The organism is Streptomyces sp. NPDC000880 (assembly GCF_053599675.1).
On record NZ_JBSFMS010000001.1, the window covers coordinates 214,794 to 241,454 of the forward strand.

Sequence of the window (26,661 nt, forward strand, 5' to 3'; positions counted from 1 at the left end):
GCCCCTTCGATCGCGCGACATGCAATAGGGGCACTGTCCTGCGGATTTCCGGGCGCGTCCAAACGTTCTTGGCTATGGGCTGTTAGGCACCGTCTATCAACGATGTACAGGCGGGTGAAGATGCCTGCGCAGGATGTCGTCCAGCGCTGCGCCCATGTCGACCCGGTGAGCCACGTCCACCAGCGCCCGCACCAGGCTGAGCCCCGGATCACGGTCGGCCAGCACCAGGCCGATGTGGTGGTTGCGGGCGGGCCGCTCCATGGGCACCAGCCGCATCCCATCGGGCACGCCGAACAGGCCGAGCCACGCGTGGGCGATGACGCTGGACCACCGCCGTGTCCCGAGGTGGGAGTACAGGGCCGACACCGTGTCCGTCTCCACGGAAGGGCTGACGCTCACTCCGGAGTCTGCGAAGTTGCGGTCCAGGATCCGGCGGTTCTGCATCACCGGGGAGAGCAGGCACAGCGGGACGCCGGCCGCCTCGGCCCAGCCGACCCGCTCCCGGTCCGCCAGTTCGCAGTCCTGCGGCGTCAACAGCAGATAGCGCTCGCGGTACAGTGGAACCGTGCGTACGTTGCCGAGCGGCTCCCCGTCCACGTAACTCATCCCCACATCGAGGTCGAACTCGGCCAGCCGGTGCACCATTTCCCTCGACGACACCGATTCCAGCGAGATCCTGACCTGGCGGTACTGGTCGACGAACGGCGTGGTCAGCAACTGGGCAGCGGTCAGCGCCGTCGGGATCGCTCCCACCCGCAGCACCCCGGTCAGCCCGCCGTCCATCGCCGCGAGGTCGTCGCGCAGGGCATCGCGCTCCGCCAGAATCCTGCGGGCCCACATCACCACCCGCTCGCCCTCGGGGGTGAAGCCCTCGAAGCGCCTGCCCCGTCGCACGATCATGACCTTGAGCTCGCGCTCCAGCGTCCGGATACCCGCGGAGAGCGACGGCTGGGACACATGGCAGGTCTCGGCGGCCCGCGCGAAGTGGCGTTCCCGCGCCAGCGCGGTCAGATACTCGAGTTGTCTCAGCAGCACGGCTGGCTCCTACCCACGCAAGGCGATCCGGTGCTCGTCCGTGTACACCAGAATGCGGCGCCCCTCAGTGGCCCGTCCCCTACCCGATCAGCCATCCACCGTACGCACTGAGCGGTAGTACCAGTCCAAGCACACGGCAGACGGCCTCGGCAAGGATGCCGAAGCGCTGGAGGCGACGTGGGCGGGGCCGCGCATGGCGGTCATCGTATCCGGACGACTCGTGGACGAGAGGCTCCCGGACGTGTACCTGCGTGCCCGCTCCGGCATCAATCCGGTGATCCCGCTGGTAGGGGACCTGACCGCCGCGGTGCCGGACCGTCTGGGCCGGGCACGCGCCAAGGAGCTCCTGACCACCGCCGCCCAGCGGGCCCGTTCGGAAGGCACCACCCGCACCTGGCTCAGCGGCCTGAAGGCCAACGATCCGAAGGCGTACGAGGACAACCTCAAGGTGCTGGACGCAGTCGGGAAGGGAGAGGTCTCCCTCGGCTGGTCAACCACTACTACTGGGGCTGGCCGTCGGCAAATCCGCGACCTGGGACCCGGCCGGACTTCTCGACATCGCAGCCGACACTCCGCGTCGCCGCCGCGGGCGCGCCGCGCTCACCACGCTGCTCGCCCTGCCCCGCGCCGTGCCACCATACGCCGCCAGGAAGGATTGCGAGAGCGCGTACCCGGTGCGCATCAGGAGGTACGTCAGCGCGGCGGAGGCCACGGCCAGACCGCCGGACAAATACACGTTCGGGTGGGCCAGTTGCACTACTCCAGTGGCCAGTGCGACGCCCACCAGGGTGCCGGCGAAGCGGCCCACCGCACGGGCGTAGGTCTGGTGGAAGTCGGGCCGCATCACCATGACGGAGGTGATCGGCGCCCAGTAGCCGTGGCCCAGCGGGAGCTCCGTGCCGAGCAGGTAGCCCGAGGAGGCCACTGCCGCGAGGCGTACGGCGTGCCGAAGTACGGGCGAGTCACGGTGGAGTTCACGGCGCATCGCGCGGAGGACGACCGGCACCAGCCGGAACATCGTCGGACGCAGAAGGGGCGGGGTGTCCCTCGCACCAGCGGCCTTGCTGGGTGCCGCGTGGGTGCCGCCGCTGTCTGCGGTCTGAAGAACCTCGCCGAGCAGGTTCGCCAGCTGGACCGCAGCCTGCCGCGCAGGCCCCTCCAACACCTCGTCGTCCTCGTCGACCCGCAGGGCCGCTTTGGCGTGGGAGGGCACCTGGGCCGGGGTGCCGCGACGGATCGAACGCGCGGCGGCGTCCAGGACGTCGGCGGCCGCATTCAGCAGTTCCCGCGCCCGGTCTCGCCCAGGCCCTTCCGCCGGAGCACCTACCCGGGGGTCGGCGAGAGAGGCGACAGCGGGGCGGATGCGTTCGGCCAGGCCGCGTGGGCCGTGCAGGACGGCAGGCCGACGGCGCGCCTGTGACGGCGTGACGGCGGCGGCGCTTCGGGCCGTCATCATCGGTTCCGGGTCGAACGGGGCCGTCGGGTCATGCCTCAGCCGCCGGGCGTAGTCCGCCACGGCGGCGAAGGCGTCGGCGAGCGCGTCTCGGTGCGCTCCCCATCTACGGATCGGGAACAGCAGGATCAACGTCGCCTGCACGACGCCGCCGAGCGCGATGACCGCGGCGTGCTCCAGCGCCCCGACGACGCTGGTGGGCAGGGTGATGGTCACCAGCATGATACCGACCGTCGCGGTCGCGACGATCCCGGCGGTCGGGCCGGCGGCCCAGGCCATCCCGGCGAGAAAGGACCATGCGGCGAGCAGCAGGAGGAAGGACACAATGTGACCCGCTGCGAGGTAGCCCAGGAAGGTGCTGAGGGCCAGACCAGCGCCTGCGGCCAGCGCGATCACCTTGCGCGGACGCCAGCTCTGCTGGAATGTGGCGGTACCGGCCGAGAAGGCCCCGAACGCGGCGGACGCGGCGTACGCGGGTGAGACGAGCCACAGGGCGAGTCCGATCACGATCGCCACACCGGCCGCCGCGCGCAGCGCGATCAGGGGTTCGAGCCGCGTCCGCTCGATCGCCAGCCCTGAACGCACACTCGCCCTCAGCGCCCGTAGCCACGTCACCGAGCCGAGCCTAGGGGGAATGGAGCGGAAGTCCGCGTCAAGCCGCACCGCGGCGCGGTCGGCCCTTACCGGGACCGAACCCGTGGACCACCGGCACCGGGCGCGAGCCCCGGGCATGACATAAAATTGTATGTAATGAGCACTGCGGTACGGCTCATGCCGCAAGACCAACACACCACCAGAGCCAGACAGTCCCGCCCGGCGCCCGATACTCGACCTCGTTCTGACGGCTGATCCGGGTTGGCCGACCGAGGTCGCCGAGCGGCTGAAGAAAGATCTCGCCGACATGCTCGGCGTCGTCGGACGGGGACTGGCGGACGACGGTGGAGTCGAGCCCCTTGGGGCTGGTTGCGCAGACCGACCTCCCGCGGATGGTGCAGACGCTCAACGAGCGCCTGCAGGTCATGCGCTGGGACATCGCGGTGTTCGTGACCGACTTGCCCTACCGTGACAATGCCCGGCCAGTCGTCGCGATGCTGAGTCCGTCGGAGCGGATCGCACTGCTGTCCCTGCCCTCTCTGGGCCTGTTCCGCATCCCGCGCCGAGTTCGCGATACCGTCCTCGGCGCCATCGGTGAACTGCTCCTGGCGGAGCCTGGCAGGAGTTCTCTGCCCGGGCGGGTCCAGTACGCGGGTCAGCGGAGGAATTTCGTCCTGTCCGGCGCCCGGGGACGGCTGCGTCTGCTGGCCGGGATGGTGCGGGCCAACCGGCCCTGGCTGCTGTTCACCGGCCTGTCCCGGGCGCTCGTCGGCGTCTTCGCGACCGCCGCGTTCGGTCTGGTCAGCAGCGACGTCTGGCAGGTCAGCCTCCACCTGGGGACGGCCCGCGACGCCGCGTTCACCTTCGCATCGATCACCGCCGTGGTGGCCTGGCTCATCATCGACCACGAACTGTGGGAACGGCCGAGTGGCGAGATCGCCCGGCAGCAGGCAACTCTGTTCAATTTGGCCACGGTGGTCACCCTGTACCTCGACATCGCCTGCTTGTTCGCCGCCTTGTTCCTACTCGTCACTCTCACCGCGGCGTTCCTGCTCACCCCTGAGACGCTGCCTCCTGTCATCGGACACCATCCCGATGCGGGCTACTACCTCTCCCTCGGCTGGTTCATCGCGTCCAGGGACAGTGGGCGGCGCGCTGGGCGTCGGACTGGAGGACGACCGGGTGGTCAGCCAGGCCGCCTACGGGGAGCGTCAGCGGCAGGGGCAGCGTCAGGACACCGACTGGCCCGGCACAGGCTGACGCTCTGCCGTGCCGGGCGCGCGGACGAGGTTGCCCTCCTGCGCCTGGTGCTCGTGGACGAGTCGAACCGCTATGGCTCCCTCGCCCGCGGCGGAGGCCACTCTCTTGACGGACCCGCTCCTGACGTCGCCTGCTGCGAAGACGCCCGGAAGCGTGGTTTCCAGCATCAGCGGTCCGCGTCCGAGCGGCGCCCAGAGATCCATGTCGGCCGCCGCCTGGGCATCGGCTCCGGTAAGGACGAATCCTCGCGAATCCAGAGCGATCACATCCTTGAGCCACTCTGTGTGCGGTCGGGCTCCGATGAAGACGAAGAGGGCGCGTGCTTCCAACTCGCGGCTGCTGCCGCTGACGTTGTCCTCGACGACCAGCGAACGCAGAACGCCTTCCCCCAGGGCCTGGCGTACCTCGGTGTGGGGCAGCACTTCCACCTTCGGGTGGCGTACCACCTGATCCACCAGGTAGCGCGACATGTCCTTGGTGAGGTCGCCGCTTCGGACAATCAGGTACACCTTTGGCACAAAGCCTGCGAGGAAGAGGGCCCCCTGCCCAGCGGAGTTGCCCCCGCCGACCACGGCGACCGGGTTCATACGGCACAGATTCGCTTCGTGGAGGGTGGCGGCGTAGTAGACGCTGGTGCCTTCCAGACTGTCGATGCCCGGGACCTCGAGCCTGCGGTACCGCACTCCCGAGGCCAGGACGACCGTGCCGGCCTCGGTCTCCGTACCGTCCGCGAAGGTGACGGCGTAGTGGCCGTCGCGTCGTTCGAGGGCAGTGGCCTCGGCGGGCACGCTGATCCGTGCGCCAAATTTGTGTGCCTGGAGGACCGAGCGTTCGATGAGTTCATTGCCGGATATCCCGGACGGGAAGCCCAGATAGTTCTCGATGCGCGGCGAGGTGCCTGCCTGGCCTCCGGTGGCCATCGCGTCGACAGTGACCGTGATCAGGCCGTCGGACGCACCGTATACGGCGGAGGCGAGCCCGGCCGGGCCCGCACCGATCACCAGGAGATCGCATTCGGTGACGTCGGAGGTGAGCGCGGGAAGGCCGATGAGGCGGGCGAGCTCCGAGTTACTGGGATTGCGCAGTACCTGCCGCCCATTCCAGATGACGACCGGAGTTTCTTCCGGACGAATGCCGAACCGGCGCAGCAGCGCCTCGGCTTCCTTGTCCCTCTCCAGGTCGATCCATCGGTGCGGCAGCCGGTTTCGTGCGGCAAACTCGCGCAGTCGCAGGGTGTCCGGCGAGTAGCAGGAGCCCAGAATCCGGAATCCTGCGCCGAGTCCGATGAGCAGCGAACGACGGCCCAGGTAGGCGCGCAGCACCAGGTCTCCGAGCACCGGATTGGCGGCGACCAGGGCTCTTTGGCGATCCACCGGGACGGCGAGGGCCTCGCCCGGCTCGCGGACGATCGCGGTGTTGAACGCCGCCTGTCCTTCGAGGAGGCCGAGTTCCCCCAGGAACCGGCCTGGGCCGTGCACGGCCACCCTGCGTTCGTCGGGGCCGCCGTAGTCGTGGACGACCTCGACCATCCCGCTGAGGATCACGAGGAATTCCTGGAAAGGCTCGCCCTCGCGGAACAGCACCTCCCCCTTCCTGGTGGGGCGGCGCTCGCCGTGCCGGGACAGCTCATCGATCTGTTCCGGCGTCAGCCGGGGATAGGCACCGTGCTGGTCTGGAGTTTCGGAGATCATCTCCTGCGAGTGGGCCGTGGCGGCGTTCATCAGACCATGGCCTCGTGGACATAGCACCAGCGCCAGTTCTCGCCCGGTTCGAAGGACTGCACGATGGGGTGAGCGATGGTGCCGGCGTGCAGGCGTGCGTGCTTGAGCGGCGAGGAGTCACAGCATCCTACGTGCCCACAGGTCAGGCACAGTCTGAGGTGCACCCATGGAGAGCCGAGGCGCAGGCACTCCTCGCAGCCCTGGGGGGTGCGCGGCGTCACCGGGCGCACGAGCGAGAGGTGCGGGTCGGGTTGCATCATGACGGGCCTCCTTCCGTCGACCGGCGGTCACCGGCGACCGGCGATGGACTCCTCGACCCATTGGCGCAGTGCGGGGGCGGGCGCCGCCCCCGCCTGCCGGGCGATCACTTCTCCGTTGTCGAGCAGGAGCAAGGTCGGCACGGCCTGCACTTGGAATCGCTGGGCGAGCGCGGGTGCCTGGTCGATGTCGACCTTGACCAACTTGATCTTTCCGGCCAGCTGGTGGGCGACCTGCTCCAGCGCGGGGCTGACCATGCGGCAGGGACCGCACCAGGTGGCCCAGAGGTCGACGAGGACGAACGGCGTCGCCTTCTCGCCGATCTCCGCGAAGTCGTCGTCGCCGGCGTCGGCGATCCACGGGAGCGAGGCGCCGCAATTACCGCAGCGAGGGTGCCCTTCCGCTATTGCCGGCACCCGGTTCTTGCGGCCGCACTTGTCGCAGGCGACCGTCCTGGTCTTGTCCGCAGCCACCGGACTCACGCGGCCTTTCGGACGTCCGGCCGGGACGACCCGTCGTATGTCACCACCAGTTCACCGTTCTGGGCGTCGACCCGGATCGTTGAGCCATCCTGCACATCGCCCCGGATCAGAGCCCGTCCGACGAGCGTCTCGACTTCGTGGGAGATGTACCGCCGCAGCGGCCGTGCTCCGTAGACGGGGTCAAAGCCCTGCTGGGCGATGAGTTCCCGGGCGTGTTCGGTCAGTTCGACGGTGATCTGCCGTTCGGCCAGCCGTCGGCGCAGGTCGTCGAACTGCAGCTCGACGATGCGCTGGATCTGGTTCATGCCCAGTGGCTTGAACAGCACGATGTCGTCGACCCGATTGAGGAACTCGGGCCGGAAGTGGCTCTGCAGTTCGCCCATCACCAAGGCGCGGGCGTCGGGCTTGATCTCGCCGCCGGCGGTCACCCCGTCGAGCAGGTGGGCCGATCCGATGTTGGAGGTCATGATGATGATGGTGTTCCGGAAGTCGACGGTGCGGCCCTGTGCGTCGGTGATGCGGCCGTCGTCCAGCACCTGCAGCAAAGTGTTGAACACATCGGCATGCGCCTTCTCGATCTCGTCGAAGAGGACGACGGAGTACGGCTTGCGGCGCACGGCCTCGGTGAGCTGGCCGCCCTCCTCGTAGCCGACGTAGCCGGGAGGCGCGCCGACCAGCCTGCTCACGGTGTGCCGCTCCTGGTACTCGCTCATGTCCAGGCGGACGATGTTCTCCTCGGTGTCGAACAGCGCGGCGGCCAGAGCCTTGGCCAGCTCGGTCTTTCCGACGCCGGTGGGGCCGAGGAAGACGAACGAGCCGATGGGCCGGCGTGGGTCGCGGATGCCGGAGCGGGCCCGGATGATGGCGTCACTGACCAGCCTGACCGCCTCGTCCTGGCCGATCACGCGTTCGGTGAGGATCTCGTCCAGTCGCAGCAGCTTCTCCCGCTCGCCCTCCTGCAGCCGGGTAACGGGGATACTGGTCCACGCCGAAACGATCTCGGCGATCTCGTCCTCCGTGACGACCTCGCGCAGCATCCGGTTGTCGCCCTGCTTGGCGGCCAGCGCCTCCTCCTCGGCTTCCAGTCGGCGCTCGAGTTCGGTGAGCCTGCCGTACCGCAGTTCGGCGGCGCGGTTGAGGTCGTAGTTCCGTTCGGCCTCCTCCGCCTCCTGCCGGACCTGTTCCAGCTCCTGGCGCAGTTCCTGCACGCGCCGGATGGCCTGGCGTTCGGCCTCCCACTGGGCATGCATGGCGTCCGCCTCGGAGCGCAGGTCGGACAGTTCGTGGCGCAGTTCGTCCAGACGCTTTTGGCTGACGGGGTCGGTCTCCTTGGCGAGTGCCGCTTCCTCGATCTCCAGACGGGTCACCCGGCGGGTGATCTCGTCGAGTTCGGCCGGCATCGAGTCGATCTCGGTCCTCAGCCGTGCGCAGGCCTCGTCCACGAGGTCGATGGCCTTGTCCGGCAGGAACCGGTCGGAGATGTAGCGGTGGCTGAGGGTCGCCGCGGCAACCAGTGCGGTGTCCTGGATCTTCACGCCGTGGAAGACCTCGAGGCGTTCACGCAGCCCGCGGAGGATGGAGACGGTGTCCTCGACGCTCGGCTCGTCCACCAGGACCTGCTGGAAGCGGCGTTCGAGGGCGGCGTCGGATTCGACGTACTTGCGGTACTCCTCCAGGGTGGTGGCGCCGATCATATGCAGCTCGCCGCGAGCGAGCATCGGCTTGAGCATGTTCCCTGCGTCCATGGCGCCTTCGGCGCCTCCACCCGCGCCCACGACCGTGTGGAGCTCGTCGACGAAGAGCAGGATGCGCCCCTCGCCGGCCTTGACCTCGCTCAGCACGGCCTGCAGCCGCTCCTCGAACTCGCCGCGGTATTTGGCGCCCGCCACCAGTGAGCTCATGTCGAGGGAGAAGATCGTCTTGTCGCGCAGCCCGTCGGGTACGTCACCTCGGACGATCCGCTGCGCCAGGCCTTCTACGATGGCCGTCTTGCCGACGCCCGGATCACCGATCAGTACGGGGTTGTTCTTCGTCTTACGGCTCAGGATCTGGATGACCCGGCGGATCTCCGCGTCCCGGCCGATCACCGGGTCCATCCTGCCGCTTCGGGCTTCGAGGACCAGATCGCGGCCGTACTTCTCCAGCGCCTCGTAGGCGCCTTCGGGCGTCGCCGATGTGACGCGCTGGCTTCCGCGGATCCGGGTCAGCGCGGACAGGAACGCCTCCTTGGTGATGCCGTGCTCCTTGAGCAGCCGTCCCGCCGCGGTCCTGGATCCCTCGTCGGCCAGGGCCAGGACGAGGTGCTCCACCGACACATATTCGTCCTTGAGCCGCTTGGCCTCCTGTTCGGCCGCGTCCAGCAGCTTGGCCAGCCGCTGGGTGACGTACACCTGTCCGGGTGTGGCACCGGGTCCGGTCACCTTCGGCCGGCGCGCCAACTCGGCGGACAGGGAGGAGCGCAGCGCCTGCGTGTCGGCGCCCGCTTGGTCGAAGAGTCGCGGAATGAGTCCCTCCGGCTGGTCGAGGAGGGCGAGCAGCAAATGCTCGCCATCGACCTCGGTCTGGTCCAGCCGACCGGCGATCGTCTGCGCTTCCTGCAGAGCTTCTTGGGACTTCTGGGTGAGCCGGTTCATATCCACGTTTCATCACTCCTGGAGCCGGCGTTACTGCGCCTCAAGGCGGCCTCCAGCTCGCTGATCCGGTCGAGCAGATCTAGCACGAGGCCGAGGGAGGCGTAGTTGAGCGGGAGTCCGGCCCGTAGTCGTTGGATGCGGGCGAGCGTTGCGGGAGCGGCCGGCTCGAACCACAGCCGATCATCCGCGTCGTGGGTGGCCTCCAGGAGGCCGAGTGTGACGAACCGCCGGACGAGATCGGGATGCAGGCCGGAGCGCCGGGCGACGACGTCCAGGCTGAGCCGGCGGACCGGCACCATGGCGTAGCTGCGGACGACGACGTTGACGCTGCGCTGCTGGGCCTGCGCCGTCGCCCGGCGGTTCCCGGTGTCCGGCCCGGTGCGGGCGGCATGCCGCGGATCGTTGGTCATCCTGGCTTCCTCGGGTCGAAGGTGGAAACGGTGGCCAGCTCCTCGAAGAGCTCACGCTCCCGGTCGGTGGGTTTGGGCGGCACCATGATGCGGATCTCCGCGTAAAGGTCCCCGTTGGAGCCACGGGGGTTTGGCATGCCTTCGCCCCGCAGCCTCAGTCGGCGGCCGCTGGAGGAGCCGCTGGGGACGGTGACCTTGGCGGTGCCACCGGGGGTGGGCACCGGCACCGTTGCTCCGAGCGCCGCCTCCCAGGGCGTCACCGGCACGACGACGTGTATGTCCCGCCCCTCCAGGCGGAATCGCGAGTCGGGCTTGATCTTCACGCGCAGGTACAGATCACCCCGTGGTGCGTCGCCGCTGCCTTGCCCGCCCTGCCCGGCCAGCCTGATGCGCTGTCCCTCGGCCACGCCGGGGGGGATGTCGACGTCGAAGGTTCGCTGCCCACCGGGCCCGGCGAGGGTGACGCTGCGCCGGCCGCCGTGGTACGCCTCGTCGACACTGAGCTGGATCTCGGCCTCCTGGTCGGCGCCCGGAATCGGGCCCCGGGGCCCGCTCCTGACCCCGCCACGGCCGAACAGCCCGCCGAACAGGTCCTCGAAGTCGACGCCGGTGCCTTCGAACCCCTCACCGTAGTCCGACACGAAGCGGACCCGGCCGCCGCCGTCGCCGGTGGTCCAGCCTGACCTGCCACCACCACGGGCGCCCGCTCCCGCGGCCACCCGCTCTTCATAGTCCTCCGGGATCTGCCGGAAGTCTTCACCGAAGCGGTCGTAGCGCCGGCGCGTCCCGGGGTCGGAGAGCACGCTGTACGCCTCGTTTATCTCCTTGAAGCGCTCCTCCGCCTGCGGGTCCTTGTTGATGTCGGGGTGGTATTTGCGGGCCAACGTGCGGAATGCCTGCTGAATCTCCTCGGGGCTCGCGTTGCGCTGCACCCCGAGCACGTCGTAGAAGTCCCGTGCCATGAGGTGTCACTCCTGCCGCTTGCTGACCACGACGGCCGCGGGGCGCAGTTGGTTCTCGCCTTCGCCGTAGCCGGGGCGCACTACCTGGGCCACGGCGTTCGGCTCGACATCGGGGTCGTCGACGACGCCGACGACCTCGTGCCTGGTCGGGGCGAAGGGCACACCTGTCTCCTCGTACCGGGGATACCCGAGCCGTCGGAGCACATCGACGGCCTGGTCACGTACGGCTTTGACGCCCTCCACCACGGCGGACGGGTCGGATCCGGCGTGGGCGAGGGCCAAGTCCAGATTGTCGAGAACGGGCAGCCAGGCCGCTGCTGTGCGGGCACGCTCCAAGGCGCGTTCCCGTTCCAGCTCCTTTGCGTGGCGCTTGCGCAGGTTGTCCAGATCCGCGAGGGCGCGACGCCAGCGGTCCTGGAGTTCGTCGAGGGCAGCGGCGTGCTCGTCCACCTCCGGCGGTTCGGGATGCGGCATCTCGGTCAGCTCGTCCTGAGGCGTCGTCGGCTCCTGTTCGGTGGACATGACCACACATCAACTCTTGTGGAATTCTGCGTCGATGACGTCGTCGTCGGAACTGCTCGAGCCGCTCGCGGGACCCGCCGCTCCCGCTCCCGCACCCTCCCGGTCCTGCGCGGTCGGCCCCGCACCCGCCTGCTGCGAAGCCAGCCCGGCGTGGATCTGCTGCAGCTCGGAGGTCAGCGATCGGACCTTGTCCAGCGGTGCTTCCTCCTTGACGGCCTCCCGGGCTTCGGTGACGAGCATCTCTGCCCGTGCCTTCTCGTGCGCCGGTGCGGCGTCGCCCAGGTCGTTCAGCCGGCGTTCGACCTGATAGGCCACGGCGTCCAGCTCATTGCGGGCGTCCACGGCCTCGCGCAGCGCCTTGTCCTCGCCGCGGTGTTGCTCGGCCTCCTGGACCATCCGCTCGACCTCGCTCTGGTCGAGGTTGGATCCCTCACTGATGGTGATGGACTGCTCGGCGCCGGTGTCCTTGTCGCGTGCGGTGACGTTCAGGATGCCGTTGGCGTCGACGTCGAATATGACCTCGATCTGCGGCTCGCCCCGGGGCGCGGGCCGGATGTCCTTGAGCTGGAAACGCCCGAGGACGCGGTTGTCCGCCGCGAGCTCGCGCTCTCCCTGCAGGACGACGACGTCGACGGCTTCCTGGTTGTCCGCGGCTGTGGAGAAGGTCTCCGTGCGGCGGACCGGGATCGTGGTGTTCCGCTCAATGATCTTGGTCATGACACCGCCGCGGGTCTCCACCCCCAGCGACAGCGGGATCACGTCGAGCAGCAGCACGTCCTTGACCTCGCCCTTGAGCACGCCGGCCTGGATCGCGGCGCCCATTGCCACGACCTCGTCGGGGTTGACGCTCATGTTCGGGTCCTTGCCACCGGTCAGCCGCCGGACCAGGTTCTGGACGGCGGGGATGCGGGTGGAGCCGCCCACGAGGATGACCTCGTCGATGTCGCTGTCGGTGACCTTGGCGTCGGCCATCGCCTGCTTGACCGGCTCCATGGTCCGCTCGACCAGGTCCGCCGTGATCTGCTCGAAGGTGGACCGCATGACCGTCTCGGTCAGGTGCTTGGGGCCGGAGGCGTCAGCGGTGACGAACGGCAGGCTCACCTGCGTCTGGGTTACTGAGCTCAGCTCGGTCTTGGCCTTCTCCGCGGCTTCGAACAGTCGCTGCAGTGCCTGCGGGTCCTTGCGCAGATCGATGCCGTTCTCCTGCTGGAACTTGTCCGCGAGGTGGTCCACCAGGCGCCGGTCGAAGTCGTCGCCACCCAGATGGCTGTCGCCCGCGGTGGACCGTACCTCGACCACGCCGTCACCGACGTCGAGCAGGCTGACATCGAAGGTGCCGCCACCCAGGTCGAACACGAGTACGGTCTCGTGCCCTTTCTTGTCCAGCCCGTAGGCGAGCGCCGCTGCAGTCGGCTCGTTGATGATGCGCAGCACCTCAAGGCCCGCGATGCGCCCGGCGTCCTTCGTCGCCGTGCGCTGGGCATCGTTGAAGTAGGCGGGCACGGTGATGACCGCCTCCGTCACCCGCTCCCCCAGTTGCTTCGCGGCGTCGTCGGCGAGCTTGCGCAGCACCTGTGCGCTGATCTCCTCCGGCGCGTACAGCTTGTCGCGCACCTTGAAGCGCGCATTGCCGTGATCATCGCTGACGACGTCGAAGCCGACGGCCTTCGCCTCGTCGGAGATCTCGTCGTAGCGGCGACCGATGAAGCGCTTGGCCGAGTAGATGGTGCCCTTGGGATTGAGGATCGCCTGACGGCGGGCCAGCTGGCCCACAAGCCGTTCGCCGGTGTCGGTGAACGCGACGACCGAAGGGGTCGTGCGGCTGCCCTCAGAGTTGGGGAGAACCGTCGCCTCCCCGCCCTCCCAAGCGGCGATCACCGAGTTCGTGGTCCCGAGGTCGATTCCGACTGCCTTAGCCATGAGCTACTCCTTCGTCGAAGCCCGCGGACGAGTTCGAGCGCCAGATGTCGAGGGTTTCACCTATCGGCGGCCGGTTGTACCGACTGCTTGCTCCCGAGCTGGTCGAGCAGCCCGGCGGCGCGATCGGCCACCTCGGCGTCCACGACAACCTCGTAGCGGGTGGGCTGCATCGCACTCACAGAGGCGAAATCGCGACGCCCACGCTGCATCGCGTACATGACCAGCCCGAGCACCGCGCCGACCACAGCACCGAAGATCAGCCCGTAGAGCGCCAGGCGCAGGGACGACAGCACCGGGTCGAGCCAGTTGAGGAGTCCGAAGAGCCAGCCGATCAGGACACCGGGGATCGCCCCGGACGCAGCGCCGCTCAGCGCAGCCTTGCCGAAGTTGAGGCGGCCGACCACTTGTTCGACGAGTTGCAGATCGTGACCGACGATGGCGACCCGTTCGACGGGAAAACCCTGGTCGGACAGGTAGTCGACCGCTCGTTCCGCCTCCGCGTAGGTGGCGTACGAGGCGATCGTCCGACGATTCCGCTCGTCCATTTCCATCTCCTCCGGACAGCGCCAAGCGCCACTGGCTCACGATGACTGCTCCAGCGTCGCGACCGGAGGCGCTCCGTAGCCTGCGCCTACGGGGCCCAAATCTCGGCGGACTCTTGACCTACCAGAGCAATTCATTTAGAAAAGCAGCAAATCAGGGCAATATACGCATAACTGAGTAGCCTGGTGAGGTGCAGCGGGGGCTGGTTCTCCAGGAAGGGCCCGCCATGACTGCGACCTCGGGCAAGGCCGACCCGGCTCAGCGGAAGACCTGGGGCCGCGAACACCTCGCCAACCTCTACAGCCTGTTCGTCCTCTCAATGATCATGAACGAGGGGCAGGACGAGAGTGACATCCTGCAGCTCGCCCTGACCTCCGTGCCCGCACTCGGGCCGTGCCAGGCCGAGGCGGGCTTCCTCACCTCCGGCGAGCGCCTGATCCGCACACCCGCCGAATGGCCGCACACCGACTCCCACCTCGACGATCAGCTCCAGCACCTGGGCGGCGAGGAAGGGCCGATCCCGGTGACGGGTGGGGAGTGGGGTTGGGCCTTCGCCCTGCACACCAGCGGCGGCAGCATCGGCTACCTGGTGGTCAGCGCACCGTCGCGGCCCACCAGCGACGACCGTTTCCTGATCCAGATCCTCGCCCGGCAGACCGCGGCGGCCCTGTCGAACGCCACAGCCCGGCGGAGGGAACGCGACTATGTCGCTGAGCTGCGGCAGCTCAATGACGACCGAGCGGCCGTGAACGCCCGGCTGGCCATGTCCGTCTCCGACCTGGAGCACCAGCGCTCCGTCCACGAGGTACTCAGCGAGGCGACGGCAAGCGGTAGCGGTGTGGCAGGCATCGCCGAGGCCGTCCACCGGCTCACCGGCTACCCCGTCGCCGTCGAAGACCGTTTCGGCAACCTCCGCGCCTGGGTGGGCCCGGGCCGTCCCCATCCGTACCCGAAACCCGATGCGACAGCGCACGAGCAACTTCTTCAGGAAACAGCCCGCCGGCTACGGCCGGTGCGGGTGGGGGAACGTCTCATCGCCCTGGCCCAGCACCGTGGCGAGGTCCTCGGTGCCATGGTCCTGATCGACGCCGGGGGGAACACCGGAGAGAAGGAGGAATTCACTCTCGACTACGCGTGCACCGCGCTGGCCCTGGAGATGGCCCATCTGCGGAATCTGGCTGATGTCGAGCTGGGGCTGCGCCGCGAACTGGTGGACGATCTGATCACCGGCACCGACAACGAGAGCGCCTACGCGCGGGCCGCCGCCGTCGGCCATGACCTGCACGGCCCTCATTATCTGGCTGCGGTGCAATGGGTGGGCAGAGTGACCGACGACGCGTTCATCCAGGCGGTCGGCCGGTCGGCCGCGAGCCTGCGGATGAGGGCTTTGGTGACCAGACGGTCGGGAATGGCCGTCCTGGTGTTCCAGGGGCGTCCGCGGGCAGATGCCCTGCACCGGGCAGCGGTCCGCGAACTGGGCTCACCCACCGGATCGATCGGCGTGGGTGGGCGCTGCGACACCCCTGGAGACATCCCGCGCTCGTTCGAGGAAGCGCTCCGGGCACTTGAGGTCCGCCAGCGCTCGCAGTACCCCAATGGCGCCACGACCTTCGACGAACTCGGCCTCTACCGCATCCTCGGGCCAGGAGGCGATTACCGCGATGTCGAACAATTCGTCCGTGAATGGCTCGGCCCGCTCCTGGACTACGACACCGCACACCAATCGGAGCTGGTCGAGACCCTCTCCCAGTACTTCGAGTGCGGCGGCAACTACGACGGCACGGCCGCCGCCCTGGCCATCCACCGCAGCACCCTGCGCTACCGGCTGCAGCGCATCCGCGAGGTCAGTGGCAGCGACCTCGCGGACGTCGACAGCCGGCTGAACCTGCACGTCGCCACCCGGGTATGGAAGGTCTTGGGCGGCTCACCCCGATGAGGAGAGATGGACGAGCGCAGAGTGCAAACCCCCGCACCGATCATCGCTTCGGTAGGCCGAGTGCCGCTGGCTCCGGGTGACCATGTCTGCGCCCTGTACCGGGGGCGCGCCGAGCGAGAGCAGCTCCTGACACCGTTCTTCGCGGACGGCCTGAGCCAGGGACACGTCTGTCTCCTTCTGGCCGCGGAAGGCGAGGGCCGGGCGTTTCGCGACGTACTGGCCGCGAAGGTCCCCACGGTCGGCTCGGACACCGACAACCTCCAGACCAAGGGTCCGAAGGAGAGCTATCTGCGGAACGGATCTTTCGACGGCGATGACATGCTGGATCTGCTGTACGCCTGGTCCGACAGCATGTTCCCGGCCGGCAACAGCACCTTCGGCCGCCTGGCCGCCGACATGAGCTGGGCAGGGCCCCTGGTGCGGTCCGCCTTCCTCCACGACCTGGTCCGGTACGAGGTGAAGGCAACGCGCTGGTTGAGGTCCTATCCCCAGGTGGGAATGTGCCTGTACGACCTGGAGCTGTTCAGCGGTGACCTGATCATCCCCCTGGTCAAAGCTCATCCGAAGGTCTGGCTCAGCGGGATGGTCGTGGAGAACCCGTACTACCTGGGTCCCGAAGGGGAACCTGGACCGACGGCCGCCGACGAAAACTGACGCGGGCCTGCGCCGGTGGCCGGTGATGACCGGCCGGGCGGGCGTTGCGCAGATCACTCCCGGGGGCTCTCGCCCTGCGCGATTTCGATGCTGGTGTGCAGGTCGTGGGCGGCTTCCAGCGCCGAACCAGCCGAGAGGGCCAGGCACGCCAGGAGGGCAGTGGCGATGACGCGACTGGTCCTTCGCCGTGCCTGCGCCGCTTCCGCTCCGTGGTCGAGCAGGGCGGCAACACGGCGCGGTACGGGGCCCGCCGCCGCGGCCAGCGCGAAGCCCGGGCGTCCCGCACCAGGTGACGGCATGGCGCGGATGGCCAGGGCCGCCCTGCCAATCGCCCGGGCCGCGAGGTGACGGTCACCGACGGCACGGGCGGCGGCCTCATCCGCGCTGCGCTCCAGCGCGTAGCTGAGCGGCTCGCGCAGGGCGCGCAGGCCGGGATGACACAGAGCTGCCAGGTCCACCACCGCCACGAAGAGGTGGTGGTGGCCCCTCAGGTGGGCACGTTCGTGAGCGAACAGGGCCTCGCGTTCGGCCGCGGAGAGGGCGCGCAGCATGCCGGTGGTCACCACGATCCTGCCCGGACGGCCGGGCAGGGCATACGCATCGGGGCTGTCGTCCTTCAGCACGACAAGCTCGCCGTCCGCACCTACTGCCAGCCGCCTCGCGTAACAGAGCTGAGCCCAGCGCCGACGCAGCCCGCGCACCAGCACAGTGGTGCACCACGCCAGGAGAGCCAAGGCGATCAGCGCCACGGCCACGACCGCGTCGGGCGAGCCTGTCGCGAGCGGGGTGAGCAGTTCGCCCAGAGCGGCGACGGCCTGCACGTGGGTGGCACCGGGAATGACGAGCAGGGCAAGAGCAGCCGTACTGCAGACGGCAAGGCCCGCGGCTGTGACGGTGAGCATCCACGCCGCCTGCCTCGGGGTAAGGCAGGAGACCAGCCGCAGGCCTGCGGGCCCGGCGAGGAAGGGCACAAGCAGCGGTACCCACACCAGGTAGATCATGCGGCGCCCCCATCGAGGAGCGAGCGCAGCAGCCGCTCGTCGTCATCGCTGAGCCGGGAGACGAAGCGGGTCAGCACCGCGTCGCGGTCATCGTCCTTCTCCAGCTCCGCATGCATGCGCCGGGCGGTCAGGCCCGCGGCGTCCTCGGTCGGCGTGTAGGCGTACCCGCGACCGGCGCGCACGCGGGTCACGGTGCCCTTGTCGTACAGGCGGGACAGGATCGTCGTGACGGTCGTCCGCGCCAGTGACGCACCCAGCGATTCCTGCACCTGGGCCGGGGTCAGCGGTCCGTCGGCAGCCCACAGGGTGGCCAGCACAGTGGCTTCCAGCTCGCCGGCCGGCCGCCGCTCCGCGTTCGTGTCACTCATGGGAACCATCCTCCCGCATCCGTCGTCTACAGTGAAGTAGACCGTCTACATCGCTGTAGTCAACCGGGCCGTCGCCAGCATGGCCCTGCCACCATTATGGGAGCAGCTTCCTATGGCCGTATCCGTCCTCGCGACAGCGCCGCAAGCCGTGAACTTTCTTGACGCGGGGTCATTGCTGTCGGCCTTCGGTGCCCTAGGCATCGCGGTCGTCCTCTTCGCCGAGACCGGGCTCCTGGTCGGTTTCTTCCTGCCGGGCGACTCCTTGCTGTTCACCGCGGGCCTGCTGTGCGTGCCCGGTACGCACGGCCCGGCGCACCTCTCGCTTCCCCAAGTCCTCATCGCAGCGGTCGTCGGGGCCCTGCTGGGCGCGCAGGTCGGCTACTGGATCGGCCGCCGCGGCGGCCGGACGCTGCTGGATCGCAGCCGCAGCCGCAAACTCCACGAAGGCGCCGACCGGGCCGAGGAACTGCTGAACCGCTACGGGCATGCCAAGGCGATCATGCTGGCACGCTTCGTTCCCGTCGTGCGCACCGTGCTCAACCCGCTGGCCGGCGCCCTGAATGTGCCTGCTCGCGTCTTCACGCTCTGGCAGGTCATCGGAGGTCTCATCTGGACCGTCGGCCTCGTGCTCGCCGGATACGCACTGGGCTCCTCGGTCCCCAACGTGGACCGCTACCTGTTGCCGATCGTGGCCTTGATCGTGATCATCTCCCTCATCCCTCTGGTCGCAGAGACGATGCGCTCCCGCTCCCGCCGCGCATCCGAGGGAGGAGCACGTTGATCGCGTACGCCATGGACGGACCCTCCGTCGACGGAGCCTTGTACACGTCCATAACCGACCTCGCCCAGCGCGCACCGGCTTGGCTGGACTCCCTGATCTCTGCCTGGTCCACCTACGGCACCGCGCTGTTCGCCGTGCTCATGCTGGCGGCCTGGTGGCGCGCGCGGCGCGCCGCCTCGCCACTGACCGCGATGGCACTGGCCGCCCCACTCATCGTCGTCGCAGCGTATGTCGCCGACAGCCTGATCAAGTCGCTGGTCCGCGAGCAGCGGCCCTGCCAGACCCTGCACACCATCACCCTCGAAGCCTGTCCCCCCATCGGTGACTGGGCCTTCCCCAGCAACCACTCCGTGATCGCCGCCGCAGCAGCCGTAACCATCTGGCTCACCCACCGCCGCCTGGGAGCCATCGCCATCACGGCTGCACTGCTGATGGCCTTCTCCCGCGTGTGGGTGGGAGCCCACTATCCGCACGACGTCGTCGTTGGCCTGCTCGTCGGAGCCTGCATCGCCTTGCCCCTGACACTCGCAGCGCGCCGCACCGCCCCATACGTCGACAAGCTCCGGAACACCCCAATGCGCCCACTGGTGGCACCACGATGAACCAACCCGCCCTGACAATCACGCACATCCGCCGCACGGGGACGCTGAGCGTCGTGGCGCTGTGCGGTACGCTCCTCGGTCTGCTGGCCGCGGTCGTCACCAGTCGGCACGGTCTGCCATTCACCCTGGACCGGAGCATGCACCTCTGGTCCGTGCACCACCGCCCCACCGTCGCGGTGGCACTGGCACGCGGCGTCACCGCGACCGGCACCGGCCCCTACCCCTATCTGTGCGCCGTGGCAGCCGGACTCATTGCGGGACGCGACATACGCCAACGCCTGTACGCGGCAGCGGGCGCGCTCGGATTCCTCGCCCTCGCTCAAGCCGTCCGCACCGGCCTGAACCACCTGATCGGGCGCCCCCGCCCCGCCCTCGCCGACTGGGCCACCGACGCCTCAAACTTCGCCTTCCCCTCCGGCCACGCCACCACCTCCGTCCTCATGGCCGGACTTCTGGCCTGGGCCATTTCGCGCAGAATCCGCCCCGCCCCGGCACGCGCCTGCGGCGCCGTGCTCGTATGCTGGGCCATCGCCGTCGGGCTGAGCCGGATCTATCTGGGAGTGCACTGGCCCAGCGACGTCTTGGGCGGATGGCTGTTTGCCCTGACGTGGCTCGGCCTCGGTACTGCCCTCATCCCGGTGTCACGGCTACTGCGCCAACACTGACGCCCGCCAGTTGCACGTGTGGCTGCAGGTGGCGGAGCTCGACTCGTTGATCACCAGGTCTGATCGTTGGTCCCTCCTGGGTGTCGAGCCCCGCCACCGTTGCAGTCCGCACGAATGTGATATTTCCTGCTTTGCATGGTTTTCGCCTGTACGGTTGGTGCATCCCTGGGCACGGTCGTAGCGTCGATTCAGGAACAGCCGCTGGACGAAAGGCACCACCACCGACGACTGCTCCTGACGCGCAGACCCTGCGCGGGGGCGAGTCAGGTGTACACGGAGGGCCACGTGGGCTCGAAAAGAGGCAGCTGGGGAGCCGCCATGCAGAGACACAATCTCAAGACAGCGGTCATGCTGTGTGCTGCCACAGCGCTCGCAGCAGCAGTAGTAGTACCGGCATCCGCATCCGCACGGGCACCCTCGCCCGCTCACGTTGTGGCCGTCGACTGTTTCTCGAAATCACAAGTACGCCCCGGCGACTTCTTGCTCGCCTGCGGGGACGGCAACAACCGCCTCACCACACTCCGATGGTCCAGTTGGGGACCGACGTCCGCTGTGGGCAGCGGACTCGACGTAGTGAATGACTGTCAGCCCTACTGCGCCGCAGGCAAGTTCCACTCCTACCCTGTCACCGTGAGGCTCGACCGCCCAGAGACCTGGCAGAAGCATCCTGAGCTACGGCATTTCACCCGGCTGCGACTCATCTACACCGACAGCACGCCACCGCAGACGCAGCGGGAAGTGACTTACAAACTCTGGGACTGACGATCCCAACTCCCCCCGGTCACCTCTGCACAACAAGCGGGTCGGGCCAACCCTCGGCGCCGCCAATGACGCCCTTGGGTGGCACTCCCGCCGCAGTGCCCTGCCGCCCGGTGGCTCTGCTCACCGCCGTAGTCGGCGGTTCACCACGTACGACGTTGCGCCACAGCACAACGTTCGCGCGGGGCAGCGCGCCGCCTTCGTGCCGGGCGCTGCTGCATGAGGGGGGCGGCCCGTAGGGTGACGTGCGTGATCGTTCGCGAGGGCGCAGTGAACGCCGGCGGTGGTTGGCAACCCGGCTATCCGGCCGCGGCAGTGGTGTTCGCCATCGGGATGGCCGGGACCACCCTGCCCACACCGTTGTACGGGCTCTACCAGGAACAGATCGGGTTCTCCGAGCTGATGGTGACCGTTGTCTTCGCCGTGTACGCCATCGCGGTCATCACCGTGCTGCTGGTGGCGGGAAACTACTCCGACGAGGTCGGCCGCCGACCGGTGATCCTGATCGCCATGGCCTTGTCAGCCGCGAGCGCGGGATGCTTCCTCCTGCAGAACGGTCTGCCGCTGCTCTTCGCGGGACGGCTGCTGTCCGGCTGCGCGGCCGGCTTGCTGAGCGGCGCGGCGACAGCGGCCGTCATCGAGCTCGCCGGTCCCGGGCAGAAAGCGCGGGCCGGGTTCGCCGCCACCGCGGCGAACATGGGTGGCCTGGGCTGCGGACCGCTGCTCTCCGGCATCCTCGCCCAGTACGCGCCCTGGCCGCTGATGCTGCCGTTCTGGGCCCACCTGGGGCTGGTGGCTGTGGCCTGTGGGATCACCTGGTTCCTGCCGGAGACCGTGGCGGACCCGAAGCGATGGCCACCTCTGAAGCCGCAGGGAGTCAGGGTGCCGCCCGAGGTGAAGGGTGTGTTCACGCCCGCCGCGCTGGCGGCGTTCGCCGGCTTCGCGCTTCTCGGGCTGTTCACGGCGGTCGCGCCGAGCTTTGCCTCGCAGACGCTCGGTGTGCACAACCTGGCTGTTTCGGGCGCGGTGGTGTTCTCCGTGTTCCTCGCTTCGACCGTCGGGCAGTCCTTGACACAACGGATCGGCGCGCGCCACGCGCTCCCCGTTGGGTGCGGCATCCTCGTCGTAGGCCTGCTGTTGGTGGCGTCATCACTGATCGCCGAATCCCTGCCCCTGCTCGTCCTGGGCGCGCTGTGCGGCGGCACCGGCCAGGGACTGGCCTTTCGCGCGGCCCTCACCCTGGTCAGCGGCGCAGCCCCGGCGCAGCATCGTGGCGGCACCATTTCGGCGTTCTTCGTCGTCGCCTACGCCGGGATCTCGGTGCCGGTGGTCGGTGTCGGCGCCATGGCCACATGGCTGGGTCTGCGTCAAGCCGGGCTGATTTTCACGGGCTGCGTGATGCTGCTGGCGGCGGGCGCGGGAACGTACGCTGCGCGCAGGCCGCCGACGGGGGCGTAACCGGGCGCCGCCCGTGAGGGCCGCGCTTCTTGCCAGTCCCGGCCGTCGGCAGCAAAGCGGCATCACTTACCGGCCTGCCTGCGGTGGCGGCCGGCCCCGACACGCCGAGGGCCTGCCATTCGGAGCCCAGCACGCCGCAGCCGTCATGCAGGGCCGGTCGGCAAGAGGCCGAGCCGACGCCTCCAGGCGGCGTCGTCGTCAGGACGCGCGCAGCTACGCCCTGAACACTGTGGTTACTCGAACCGCGCGGTGTCACCTGCCCCTCGGCGTACGATCTCGGCTCCGCCGCCGGAGAAGTCGATGACCGTGGTCGGCTCGGTGCCGCAGTCCCCCGAGTCGACCACGGCATCCACCACGTGATCGAGTCGTTCCTTGATCTCCCAGCCCTGTGTCATCGGCTCGTCCTCGTCGGGCAGGAGCAGGGTGCTGGAGAGCAGCGGCTCACCGAGGTCGGCGACCAGAGCCTGAGCGACGGCATGGTCAGGAATCCGGACTCCGACCGTCTTCTTCTTCGGGTGCAGCAACTGGCGCGGCACCTCCTTCGTCGCGGGCAGGATGAAGGTGTAACTGCCAGGCGTCGCTGCCTTGATCGCGCGGAACACGTCGTTGTCGATGTGCACGAACTGACCCAGCTGCGCGAAGTTCTGGCACACAAGGGTGAAGTGGTGACGATCGTCGAGGTTCCGGATCGACCGGATCCGGTCGATGCCGTCGCGACTGCCCAGCTGGCATCCCAATGCGTAACAGGAGTCCGTTGGGTACGCGACGAGCGCGCCGGAGCGGATACTGTCCGCCACACTGCTGATGGTGCGCCGCTGAGGATTCTCAGGGTGCACGTCGAAGTACTTCGCCATTCGCCGAGCCTACGTGATCAGGACAGCCGCGCTCAGGCGGCCAGGACGCCGCCGGGCCGAGGGCGCCCCCGGCCGGCAGCAGAGGTTGAACAGACAGATCGCCGAAGAACGTTGGGCAACCCGCGGTTCCCCGAACCCCCTTCCCACTCAGACTCGTGCTTGGAAGGCAGGGGAAGCTGGGTAATCATTTGATTCTTAGTCGTGAGACCGCCGAGCGTTCCAGCGCGCCGGGCCCGGAAGGCCCACTACGTGTTCGACCACCATCACCCCTGCCCACCGGACGAGTTCGGGGGATCCGACGAGCCATCAGGTCGGCCGTGCCGCACTATTGACTCCGAGTGTGATAGTCGCGATTCTCGTCGCACCGCTTGCGCGGGCCATGACAACGCCTTGCCGGGACGGACGTGGCCCCGGACGGCCCCGGCTCCTCGTCCGCACCATCCGCTCACCAAAGACATGAGTGATGACCATGACTCGACACTCGCACCGCAGGCATAGGCCCATCGCGCTTCTGTCGTTGCTCCTCACGGTGGTGGCCATGGTCTTCGGCACAGCGCCCAGTTCCTCGGCCGAGTCCGGCTGGTGGACCCCGGCCGCGCGGCCCGCGCCCGACTCCCAGATCAATGTCACGGGCGAGCCCTTCAAGGGGACCGACTCCCAGGGACAGGTACGGGGCTTCGTCGACGCACACAACCACCTGATGTCCAACGAGGCCTTCGGCGGCCGGCTCATCTGCGGCAAGCCGTTCTCCGAACTGGGGGTCGCCGACGCGCTCAAGGACTGCCCCGAGCACTACCCCGACGGATCGCTCGCGATCTTCGACTTCATCACCAAGGGCGGCGACGGCAGGCACGACCCCAACGGATGGCCGACGTTCAAGGACTGGCCGGCCCATGATTCGATGACCCACCAGCAGAACTACTACGCCTGGGTCGAACGGGCCTGGCGCGGCGGTCAGCGGGTGCTCGTCAACGACCTCGTCACCAACGGCGTGATCTGCTCGGTCTACTTCTTCAAGGACCGCAGCTGCGACGAGATGACCTCCATCCGCCTGCAGGCGCAGAAGACGTACGACATGCAGGCCTACATCGACAAGATGTACGGCGGCGCGGGCAAGGGCTGGTTCAGGATCGTCACCGACACCGCGCAGGCCCGCGAGGTCATCCAGCAGGGCAAGCTGGCCGTCGTTCTTGGGGTCGAGACGTCCGAGCCGTTCGGCTGCAAGCAGATCCTGGACATCGCGCAGTGCGGCAAGGACGACATCGACCGCGGTCTGGACGAGCTGCACAAGCTGGGCGTACGCAGCATGTTCCTGTGCCACAAGTTCGACAACGCCCTGTGCGGGGTCCGGTTCGACGAAGGCACCCTCGGCACGGCGATCAACGTCGGCCAGTTCCTGTCGACCGGCACCTTCTGGAAGACGGAGAAGTGCACAGGCCCGCAGCACGACAACCCCATCGGCCTCGCGTCGGCGCCCGAGGCCGAGAAGGAACTCCCGGAGGGCGTGGAGGTCCCGTCGTACGCCACGGACGCGCAGTGCAACACGCGCGGTCTCACCGAACTCGGCGAGTACGCCGTGCGCGGCATGATGAAACGCCAGATGATGCTGGAAATCGACCATATGAGCGTCAAGGCCGCGGGCCGGGCCTTGGACATCTTCGAGTCCGAGTCGTACCCCGGTGTGATCTCCTCGCACAGCTGGATGGACCTCAACTGGACCGAGCGGGTCTACCGTCTCGGCGGCTTCATCGCCCAGTACATGCACGGCGCCGAGCAGTTCAGCGCGGAGGCGAAGCGCACGGACGCGCTGCGCGACAAGTACAACGTCGGCTATGGCTACGGCACCGACATGAACGGCGTCGGCGGCTGGCCGGGCCCCCGCGGCGCGGACACCCCGAACCCGGTCCGGTATCCCTTCCGCAGCGCCGACGGAAGCGCCGTCATCGACAAGCAGACCACCGGCGAGCGCACCTGGGACATCAACACCGACGGCGCCGCGCACTACGGTCTGGTCCCGGACTGGCTGGAGGATATACGGATCGTCGGCGGCAAGGGTGTCGTGGACGACCTCTTCCGGGGCGCCGAGTCCTACCTCAACACCTGGAAGGCCTCCGAGAACCACAAGGCCGGGGTGAACCTTGCCGCAAGCTCGTCCGCCTCGGCCAGTTCGTCGGAGTGGAACCCGCTCACGAATTACGCACCCGACAGGGCCGTGGACGGCAACGCGGACACCCGCTGGGCGAGCGACTGGAGCGACGACCAGTGGTTCCGGATCGACCTCGGGGTCCCAAGCCTGATCAAGCGCGTCACCCTCAACTGGGAGCGCGCCTATGGGAAGGCATACCGCATCGAGGTCTCCACCGACGGCACGAACTGGCAGTCCGTATGGTCAACGACCGCCGGTGACGGCGGCCTGGACACGGCACAGTTCACCGGAACGTCAGCCCGCTACGTACGCATCCACGGGCTGGAGCGCGGCACCGGCTGGGGCTATTCCCTCCACGAAGTCGGCGTCTACAGCAGCTGACACCTTCGCGGCGGACATCAAGAAGGCCGCCGACGGGCTGGGCGGCTGACGCCGGTCATTACGTGTTGAGCAGTTGAGCACCATCGCGTCCCGGCGCCGGGCCTCTGGACGCACGGCACCGGGACGCGGCTCAGTCGGGGCCCTCCGACTGGGCGACTCAGCTATTGCCGAGCATCTTGTTCATCTGCTCGATCTCGGCCGTCTGCGTCTTCACCACGTCGTCGGCCAGATTCATGGCGGGGTCGTACTTGCCGTCCTCCTTCTCGGTCTTGGCCATTGCGATGGCGCCCTCGTGATGCTTGATCATCATCTCGGCGAACATCTTGTCGAACTCGGCGCCCTCCGCCGTCTCCAGCTTGTCCATGTCGTCCGTGCTCATCATGCCGGGCATGCCGGACGACATGTCGTGGCTCACGCCGGACATGTCCGCGGGGATCTCCTCGCCCCACGAGGTGAGCCAGACCGACATGGTCTGGATCTCCGGGTCCTGGGCGCCCTTGATCTTCGTGGCCAGGTCCTTGGTCTCGGTGGACGAGGCGCGCGTGGCGGACAACTCGGCCATCGCCACCGCCTGGCGGTGGTGCTGGATCATCTCCTTGGAGAAGGAGACATCCGCCGCGTTGTGGTCCCCGGCCTTCGCCGGTGCCGTGGTGGCGGACGACGAGGAGCCGGAGTCCATGGACCCCATGTCGTGCCCGCCACCGCCACAGGCGACCAGGGCCAGGGCGGCCACTCCGGTGGCGGCGACGAGGGCGGTACGACGGATCAGCTTGCGGTGCGCTTTCATGCGGGAACTCCTGGGACTGGTCTGTGAAAGAGCATGGCGAATCGCGGCGCCGCGCCCGGTACGGGCACATGGCGGCGTCGCGTGGCCTGCCCTATATCCGCAGGAGTTGCAGTTCTGAGAGAGAGGGAGGCGCCCTGCCTCCGCCGGGACCGCTGCCACTGGCGGTGATCGGTCCCTCGGCGCCCTCGGTATGGCCGATCGCTGCCGGGACGAGGGCGGGAAGCACGGGAGACCCGGCCACGCCGCTCGAGGCACACGTCGCGTCGGCGTGATCCACGTGCCCGCTTCGCCCGTGACCGTCGTGGCCGCACTCATCCGGCGCACCCGTGACGGCGGCGACATGCTGGGGCTCAGCAGTACGCACATGCCCCGTCATCTGTGCCGCGGCCGGTACAGACCCGAGGCCATGCATGCCAAGCAGCCCTATGAGCAGCCCGAACACGAGAAGCCCGCTGAGCCGCAACAGCGGTTGCGGC

22 protein-coding genes and 1 pseudogene are annotated in these 26,661 nt (G+C 68.4%); 7 read left to right on the forward strand and 16 right to left on the reverse strand.

Annotated elements, in window-relative coordinates:
- Positions 1–96: 96 nt before the first annotated feature.
- The 11 genes and pseudogenes from ACWDO5_RS00865 to ACWDO5_RS00915 all read right to left on the reverse strand — a co-directional run bounded on the left by ACWDO5_RS00865 (position 97) and on the right by ACWDO5_RS00915 (position 13,795).
- Positions 97–1,035 carry a LysR family transcriptional regulator gene (locus tag ACWDO5_RS00865; RefSeq protein ID WP_450527222.1) on the reverse strand — a complete coding sequence of 313 codons (939 nt, stop codon included), beginning with the start codon at positions 1,033–1,035 and terminating at the stop codon, positions 97–99.
- A gap of 637 nt (positions 1,036–1,672) precedes the next feature.
- Positions 1,673–3,103 (reverse strand): annotated as a pseudogene (locus ACWDO5_RS00870) (FUSC family protein); the annotation flags it as partial.
- Positions 3,104–4,311: 1,208 nt separating this feature from the next.
- Entirely contained in the window at positions 4,312–6,063 is a 1,752-nt protein-coding gene (locus ACWDO5_RS00875) for an FAD-dependent oxidoreductase (RefSeq protein ID WP_450527224.1), read from the reverse strand.
- Positions 6,063–6,323 carry a UBP-type zinc finger domain-containing protein gene (locus ACWDO5_RS00880; RefSeq protein ID WP_450527225.1) on the reverse strand — a complete coding sequence of 87 codons (261 nt, stop codon included), beginning with the start codon at positions 6,321–6,323 and terminating at the stop codon, positions 6,063–6,065. Before ACWDO5_RS00880 ends, ACWDO5_RS00875 begins: the two co-directional genes overlap by 1 nt.
- A gap of 27 nt (positions 6,324–6,350) precedes the next feature.
- Entirely contained in the window at positions 6,351–6,794 is a 444-nt protein-coding gene (gene trxA, locus ACWDO5_RS00885; protein WP_450527227.1) for a thioredoxin, read from the reverse strand.
- A 5-nt stretch (positions 6,795–6,799) separates the two neighbouring features.
- Positions 6,800–9,442: an ATP-dependent chaperone ClpB gene (gene clpB, locus ACWDO5_RS00890; protein WP_450527229.1), complete on the reverse strand. Its 2,643-nt coding sequence runs from the start codon at positions 9,440–9,442 to the stop codon at positions 6,800–6,802.
- A complete protein-coding gene (locus ACWDO5_RS00895) occupies positions 9,433–9,846 on the reverse strand; it encodes a chaperone modulator CbpM (RefSeq protein ID WP_450527230.1) in 414 nt (137 codons plus the stop codon). The genes clpB and ACWDO5_RS00895 overlap by 10 nt, the downstream gene beginning before the upstream one ends.
- Positions 9,843–10,808 carry a DnaJ C-terminal domain-containing protein gene (locus ACWDO5_RS00900; protein WP_450527232.1) on the reverse strand — a complete coding sequence of 322 codons (966 nt, stop codon included), beginning with the start codon at positions 10,806–10,808 and terminating at the stop codon, positions 9,843–9,845. The genes ACWDO5_RS00895 and ACWDO5_RS00900 overlap by 4 nt, the downstream gene beginning before the upstream one ends.
- A 6-nt stretch (positions 10,809–10,814) precedes the next feature.
- Positions 10,815–11,330, reverse strand: a complete 516-nt coding sequence (locus tag ACWDO5_RS00905) for a nucleotide exchange factor GrpE (protein WP_450527233.1) — start codon at positions 11,328–11,330, stop codon at positions 10,815–10,817.
- A 9-nt stretch (positions 11,331–11,339) separates the two neighbouring features.
- The gene (dnaK, locus tag ACWDO5_RS00910; protein WP_450527235.1) at positions 11,340–13,250 is read right to left on the reverse strand and encodes a molecular chaperone DnaK; all 1,911 of its coding nucleotides are present in this window, start codon (positions 13,248–13,250) and stop codon (positions 11,340–11,342) included.
- A 56-nt stretch (positions 13,251–13,306) separates the two neighbouring features.
- A complete protein-coding gene (locus ACWDO5_RS00915; protein WP_450527237.1) occupies positions 13,307–13,795 on the reverse strand; it encodes a general stress protein in 489 nt (162 codons plus the stop codon).
- 224 nt (positions 13,796–14,019) lie between these two features.
- On the opposite strand from ACWDO5_RS00915, the gene ACWDO5_RS00920 reads away from it, so the two are divergent.
- Together ACWDO5_RS00920 and ACWDO5_RS00925 are read left to right on the forward strand one after the other, a co-directional pair.
- Entirely contained in the window at positions 14,020–15,729 is a 1,710-nt protein-coding gene (locus ACWDO5_RS00920) for a PucR family transcriptional regulator (protein ID WP_450527239.1), read from the forward strand.
- Between the two features lie 6 nt (positions 15,730–15,735).
- Positions 15,736–16,383, forward strand: a complete 648-nt coding sequence (locus ACWDO5_RS00925) for an MEDS domain-containing protein (protein ID WP_450527240.1) — start codon at positions 15,736–15,738, stop codon at positions 16,381–16,383.
- A gap of 53 nt (positions 16,384–16,436) precedes the next feature.
- Here ACWDO5_RS00925 and ACWDO5_RS00930 read toward each other — a convergent pair whose 3' ends face one another.
- Both ACWDO5_RS00930 and ACWDO5_RS00935 read right to left on the reverse strand, forming a co-directional pair.
- Positions 16,437–17,384, reverse strand: a complete 948-nt coding sequence (locus ACWDO5_RS00930) for a M56 family metallopeptidase (RefSeq protein WP_450527242.1) — start codon at positions 17,382–17,384, stop codon at positions 16,437–16,439.
- Positions 17,381–17,752 carry a BlaI/MecI/CopY family transcriptional regulator gene (locus ACWDO5_RS00935; RefSeq protein ID WP_450527244.1) on the reverse strand — a complete coding sequence of 124 codons (372 nt, stop codon included), beginning with the start codon at positions 17,750–17,752 and terminating at the stop codon, positions 17,381–17,383. Before ACWDO5_RS00935 ends, ACWDO5_RS00930 begins: the two co-directional genes overlap by 4 nt.
- A 112-nt stretch (positions 17,753–17,864) precedes the next feature.
- On the opposite strand from ACWDO5_RS00935, the gene ACWDO5_RS00940 reads away from it, so the two are divergent.
- From ACWDO5_RS00940 to ACWDO5_RS00955, 4 genes are all read left to right on the forward strand, one after another.
- Positions 17,865–18,533: a DedA family protein gene (locus ACWDO5_RS00940; protein ID WP_450527245.1), complete on the forward strand. Its 669-nt coding sequence runs from the start codon at positions 17,865–17,867 to the stop codon at positions 18,531–18,533.
- Positions 18,530–19,135, forward strand: coding sequence for a phosphatase PAP2 family protein (locus ACWDO5_RS00945; protein ID WP_450527247.1), 606 nt, complete (start codon positions 18,530–18,532; stop codon positions 19,133–19,135). Before ACWDO5_RS00940 ends, ACWDO5_RS00945 begins: the two co-directional genes overlap by 4 nt.
- Positions 19,132–19,800, forward strand: a complete 669-nt coding sequence (locus ACWDO5_RS00950) for a phosphatase PAP2 family protein (RefSeq protein WP_450527249.1) — start codon at positions 19,132–19,134, stop codon at positions 19,798–19,800. The genes ACWDO5_RS00945 and ACWDO5_RS00950 overlap by 4 nt, the downstream gene beginning before the upstream one ends.
- A 1,008-nt stretch (positions 19,801–20,808) precedes the next feature.
- A complete protein-coding gene (locus ACWDO5_RS00955) occupies positions 20,809–22,017 on the forward strand; it encodes an MFS transporter (RefSeq protein ID WP_450527251.1) in 1,209 nt (402 codons plus the stop codon).
- A 233-nt stretch (positions 22,018–22,250) separates the two neighbouring features.
- Here the strand turns inward: ACWDO5_RS00955 and ACWDO5_RS00960 are convergent, their stop codons facing one another.
- Positions 22,251–22,871: an L-threonylcarbamoyladenylate synthase gene (locus ACWDO5_RS00960; protein ID WP_450527253.1), complete on the reverse strand. Its 621-nt coding sequence runs from the start codon at positions 22,869–22,871 to the stop codon at positions 22,251–22,253.
- Between the two features lie 469 nt (positions 22,872–23,340).
- Between ACWDO5_RS00960 and ACWDO5_RS00965 the strand changes: the two genes are divergently transcribed.
- Positions 23,341–25,398, forward strand: a complete 2,058-nt coding sequence (locus tag ACWDO5_RS00965; RefSeq protein ID WP_450527254.1) for a galactose-binding domain-containing protein — start codon at positions 23,341–23,343, stop codon at positions 25,396–25,398.
- A 157-nt stretch (positions 25,399–25,555) separates the two neighbouring features.
- Here ACWDO5_RS00965 and ACWDO5_RS00970 read toward each other — a convergent pair whose 3' ends face one another.
- On the reverse strand, positions 25,556–26,185 hold the full coding sequence (locus ACWDO5_RS00970; RefSeq protein ID WP_450527256.1) for a DUF305 domain-containing protein: 630 nt from the start codon (positions 26,183–26,185) through the stop codon (positions 25,556–25,558).
- Between the two features lie 91 nt (positions 26,186–26,276).
- Positions 26,277–26,597 carry a DUF6153 family protein gene (locus tag ACWDO5_RS00975; protein WP_450527264.1) on the reverse strand — a complete coding sequence of 107 codons (321 nt, stop codon included), beginning with the start codon at positions 26,595–26,597 and terminating at the stop codon, positions 26,277–26,279.
- Between the last annotated feature and the right edge of the window lie 64 nt (positions 26,598–26,661).